We start from the raw sequence: 4,582 nt of genomic DNA, 5'->3' as shown, positions 1-4,582 counted from the left end.
CGAGCCGGCCGTCACCACCCCGGTGACGGCGAGGACGGACGGCCAGGCGCCGATCTTCTTCGCCAGCGGGTGCGAGCCGCCGAAGGCCGCCACGTACAGGCCGGTCAGCGCGGCCGCGGCGGGCGCGCCCGAACGCCGGTGCCACTGCGCGGCGGCACCGGCACCGGCCACCGCCAGCACCGCGCCGCCGAGCTGCCGCTTCCCGGTCCACCGGGCGACGCCGTAGCCGCCGACCAGGCCGCTCGCGGCGGTCAGCGCGGCCGGTGCGGTGCTCGCGAGCGCGTTCGGGATCCTCGCCATCGTCGACTCCACTCCTCGGCGGATCCGGTGCGGATCCGCGGCCGGTTCCCGGGGTGCTCCCGGGCTTCCGACCATAACCCGCCGCCCGCGCCGGCCCGTCCGGTCCCCCGGGCTACCGCACCGCCTGCTCGAAGGCCGGCGCGGGCGCGGCGGCCGCCAGCCGGGCCGCGGCCTCCTCCGGCGCCAGGACCCGCTCCAGCCGCAGATCGCCGGGCACCTGCTCGACGAACCGCCCGGCCGCCCAGCTCCGCTCGTACGGCTGCGGGTCCAGGACGAGGGTCCGCACGCCGTCCACCACCGGGATGTCCTCCGGCATGCCCTCGTTCCAGATCCAGCCCCCGTCCGGCGCGACCAGGTTGAAGGCGCCCGTCGCGATGAACCGGCGCCCGTCCAGCCACCGGGTGCGGCTGAGCGCGACCACCTCCGGGTCGGGGCGGGTGCCGGGCAGGTGACCGCCGCCGATCAGTGCCTCGGCGAGCAGCGTGTGCAGCTGGAAGTTGTCGGTCAGGCCGTCCATCCGGAGCAGGTAGCCGGTGCCGCTCGGGCGGTGCAGGACGAGCAGCGGCTCGTCGTCGAGGGCCGCCGCCAGGTGGCGCAGGCCCTTGAGGTCGTGCTGTTCGGAGCGCTCGCGGTAGCGGTCGATCAGCTCGGTGAGCACCTCGGTCACGCCGTCGGCGCGGGCCGCGCGGCGCACGGCGGCGTGCGTGCAGAGGGCGAACGCGGCCCGCCGCCACAGGTCGAGCGTCCACCAGCCGGCCACCGCCCGGTGGGCCTGCCGGGCGTCCGTCCGCCCGGGCCCGGTGAGCCGGGCGTGGGCGTGGCCGGGGTCGTCCCGGTCGGGGTCCGGCAGGGCGTCCTCGCCGGCCCCAGCCCACCGGTCGAGCAGCAGCAGCGCGCCGGCCAGGGACTCGCGCAGCCCGGCGAGCACCGGGTCGGCGCAGGCCGCCGGGTCGGCGCCGCCCTCCACGCAGGCACCGACCATCATCGCCAGGTAGGCGCGGGGGAACAGCGGGGTGTCCATCAGCAGCGCCGCCAGCCGGGGGCCGGCCGCCGCCGACTCCGCCTCCCCGGCGGACCCGAGCTCCCCGGCCACCCGGCGCAGCGCCGCGTCGAAGCGCTCCCCGCCCTCCGGACCGTCCGCCGACCCGGCGACGGCGGCCGCCAAGGCCTCCACCGCCTCGGCGAGAGTGGACCGCTGACTGTTCGACGGCCCGCCGGAGCGGCCGTCCTGCGTGGAATGAGGGTCGAACACCATTCCCCGAACCTTAGGGTGCGGTGGTCGTCGGTGCCGGGTGAGAGACTCGCCCGGTGACCGATCATGAGATCACCGACGGCCTCTACCGGATCCGCAACGTCGCCACCGGCCTGCTGCTGGAGGTCCCCGGTGGCAGCCGCCGCAGCGGGGTGAAGGTGGGACTCGGCGCCGAGGACGGCTCGGACGCCCAGCTCTGGCGGCTGACCGCCGTCCACCCGGGCGGCGCGCTGTTCCACGTCGAGAACGTCGCCGGCGGCAAGCGCCTGGACGTCACCGGCGCCGCGACCGACGACGGCGTGCCGGTCCAGCAGTGGTCCGCCAACGCCTTCGGTGCGCAGGAGTGGCTGGTCGAGCACCATGTCGACGCCCCGGGCACCTACACCCTCACCAGTTTCATCAGCGGCAAGCCGCTCACCGCCCCGGACGGGGACCCGGCGGCCCCCGTCCACCAGTGGGAGGACACCGACTCCCCGGCCCAGTGGTGGCACCTGGAACGGCGGTAGTGCGGCGCCGCTCTCCCGATCTGCCCGGCTACGCCGACAGGTTGGCGCGGAGGGCGTCGAAATCGGCGTCGGTGGCGCCGTGGGCGCGCAGGTAGGCGGGGAGGGAGCCGTGGTGGTCGTGGATCCAGGCGAAGGACGAGGCCAGCAGCTCCGCCGAGATCGGGCGGGAGATCCGCTCGGCGCCGGTCTCGTCGATGTACGGGGTGGGGCCGTCCAGCAGGCCGAGGCCGGTGTTGGAGAGCAGGTAGTCGGCGGTGACGTCGGCCTCGGAGGCGCCCAGCAGGGACTGCACGACGGCGATGGTCAGGCCGGTGCGGTCCTTGCCGACGGCGCAGTGCACGACGGCGGACAGCGTGCCGGGGGTGCCGAGCCGGCGGATCGCGGCGACCAGTGACCGGCCGGCGGTGGCGGCCATGAACGGGTACAGCTCGGCCTGGTCCTCCGGCCAGGGGTGCGTGGTGTCCTGCCGGTCCGCGGGCAGGGTGGGGAGGTGGAGGGACTCGTGGTCGAGGCCGTGCAGCCGGTCGGCGAAGGCCTCCAGCTCCTCGACGCCGCGCAGGTCGATCACGGTGCGCAGACCGAGGGCCTTGAGTCGCAGGGCACCCTCGGGAGTGAGGGTGTGGAAGGAGCCGGAGCGGAACAGCACGCCCCGGCGGAGCGCGCCGACGCCCCCGGCGTCACGGAAGTTGCGCACCCCGGGGATGTCGATGAAGGCGGACTGCACGTCGTCGGTCATGGCCACCACGGTATGGGCGCGGACCGTCCCAGGGGAAGGAGAGGACGGGCCGGGTCTCACCGTCCGCCGGAGACGTCCAGGAACGCGCCCGTGCTGTACGAGGAGGCCGGCGACAGCAGGAAGAGGATCGCCTCCGCGACCTCCTCGGGCCGCCCGCCCCGGCGCATCGGCAGGTTCGGCGCGACCCGGTCGACCCGGCCGGGCTCGCCGCCCAGGGCGTGGATGCCGGTGTGGATCAGGCCGGGGCGCACGGCGTTGACCCGGACGCCCTCGGCGGCGACCTCCAGGGCCAGTCCGCGCGTCATCGAGTCGACGGCCCCCTTCGCCGCCGCGTAGTCCACGTACTCGTTGGGCGAGCCGAGCCGGGAGGCCGCCGAGGAGACGTTGACGATGGCGCCGCCGCGTCCGCCGTGCCGGGTGGACATCCGTCGCACGGCCTGGGCGGCGCACAGGAACGGGCCGGTGATGTTGGCGGCCCAGATCCGGTTCAGCCGCTCCTCGTCGATGTCCTCCAGCCGGCACTGCCGCTCCAGCGTGCCGGCGTTGTTCACCAGGGCGGTGAGCGGGCCGAGTTCGGCGTCGACGGTGTCGAACAGCCGGGCCACCTCGGCACTGCGGGAGACATCGGCGCGGACGGCGAGCGCGGTGCCGCCGTCGGCCCGGATCGTCTCCACCACCGAAGCGGCGGCGGCCTCGTCCGTCCGGTAGTTGACGCACACCCGGTAGCCGCGCCGTCCGGCCAGCAGCGCGGTGGCCGCGCCGATGCCGCGCCCGCCACCGGTGATCAGAACGACGTCGGGCTGCTCGGAACCGTTCGAGGTCGACATGCTCCGCACCCTACCCGCCCGCCCCGCGCGACCGGCGGGCGGGCGGAAAACCGTTCGCCCCGCGCGGCCCCGCCCGGCAGACTCGCGGGGACCGGCCGACGAGAGGAGTCCAGCCCATGTCCACCCCGCCCGGCAGCGTCCTGCTCTCCGGCATCGTCGGCTCGACCGCGTACGGGCTGGCCCACGCCGGCTCCGACGTCGACCGGCTCGGCCTGTTCGCCGCCCCGACCGAGGGCTTCCACGGCCTGCACCGCCCCGCCGAGTCGCACGTCACCACCGCCCCGGACCGCACCCTGCACGAGGCCGCCAAGTGGTGCCGGCTGGCGCTCGGCTGCAACCCCACCGCCTCCGAACTGGTCTGGCTGCCCGAGGAGTGCTACGAGGTCCGCACCCCGCTCGGCGAGGAGCTGATCGCGATCCGCCGCTCCTTCCTCAGCGTCCGGGCCGTCCGCAACGCCTATCTCGGCTACGCCACCCAGCAGTTCCGCAAGCTGCTGACCCGGGACAGCACCGACCCGGCCACCCGCGCCCGGGCCGCCAAACACGCCCGCCACCTGGTCCGCCTCCTCGACCAGGCCGTCCACCTGCACGAGACCGGCCACAACCGGGTCCGGCTGCCCGACCCGGAGCGCGTCCGCGGCCTCGGCGAGCGCATCGCCGTCGAGCCGGCCCGCGCCGAACGCCTGCTCGCCGCCGCCACCGACCGCCTCGACCGCCCGGGCGTCCTGCCCGACCGCCCGGACGAGCGCCCCGCCGACGCCTGGCTCCGCCGCGTCCGCACCGCCCACTGGACGCCCCACCCCCCGGTCGTCCACGCGTGAGCCCGGTCCCACCGGGTAGGATCGCGGCGGCCCGCCGCCACCACCCCGGCCGGGCCACGGGCCGCTAGCTCAATCGGCAGAGCTGCGGACTTTTAATCCGTAGGTTCAGGGTTCGAGCCCCTGGCGGCCCACCAACCCGA

General features: G+C 75.8%; 6 protein-coding genes and 1 tRNA gene. 3 read left to right on the top strand and 4 right to left on the bottom strand.

Translation table 11 applies throughout. The features are described 5' to 3' along the window. Positions 1 to 300 (bottom strand): hypothetical protein (locus ABD308_RS08245; RefSeq protein ID WP_344329844.1); only part of this gene is annotated, 300 nt, incomplete at its 3' end. A gap of 112 nt (positions 301 to 412) precedes the next feature. After that, positions 413 to 1,555 (bottom strand): hypothetical protein, encoded by a 1,143-nt coding sequence (locus ABD308_RS08240; RefSeq protein WP_344329841.1) that lies wholly within the window; start codon positions 1,553 to 1,555, stop codon positions 413 to 415. Between the two features lie 53 nt (positions 1,556 to 1,608). Here ABD308_RS08240 and ABD308_RS08235 point away from each other — a divergent pair, with 53 nt between their 5' ends. Beyond that, a complete protein-coding gene (locus tag ABD308_RS08235; protein ID WP_344329838.1) occupies positions 1,609 to 2,058 on the top strand; it encodes an RICIN domain-containing protein in 450 nt (149 codons plus the stop codon). A gap of 28 nt (positions 2,059 to 2,086) precedes the next feature. On the opposite strand, the gene ABD308_RS08230 is transcribed toward ABD308_RS08235, so the two are convergent. Next, positions 2,087 to 2,794 (bottom strand): tyrosine-protein phosphatase, encoded by a 708-nt coding sequence (locus ABD308_RS08230; RefSeq protein WP_344329836.1) that lies wholly within the window; start codon positions 2,792 to 2,794, stop codon positions 2,087 to 2,089. Positions 2,795 to 2,850: 56 nt separating this feature from the next. Beyond that, the gene (locus ABD308_RS08225) at positions 2,851 to 3,621 is read right to left on the bottom strand and encodes an SDR family oxidoreductase (protein WP_344329834.1); all 771 of its coding nucleotides are present in this window, start codon (positions 3,619 to 3,621) and stop codon (positions 2,851 to 2,853) included. Positions 3,622 to 3,737: 116 nt separating this feature from the next. Between ABD308_RS08225 and ABD308_RS08220 the strand changes: the two genes are divergently transcribed. Beyond that, a complete protein-coding gene (locus ABD308_RS08220) occupies positions 3,738 to 4,442 on the top strand; it encodes a nucleotidyltransferase domain-containing protein (RefSeq protein WP_344329833.1) in 705 nt (234 codons plus the stop codon). Positions 4,443 to 4,500: 58 nt separating this feature from the next. Further along, positions 4,501 to 4,576 (top strand) — tRNA-Lys (locus ABD308_RS08215). Positions 4,577 to 4,582: the final 6 nt, after the last annotated feature.

Origin of the sequence: Kitasatospora putterlickiae (genome assembly GCF_039527695.1) — a bacterium.
Classification (GTDB): domain Bacteria; phylum Actinomycetota; class Actinomycetes; order Streptomycetales; family Streptomycetaceae; genus Kitasatospora; species Kitasatospora putterlickiae.
Note: the sequence above shows the minus strand (reverse complement) of the source record. Positions and strands in the feature narration are given on the sequence as shown.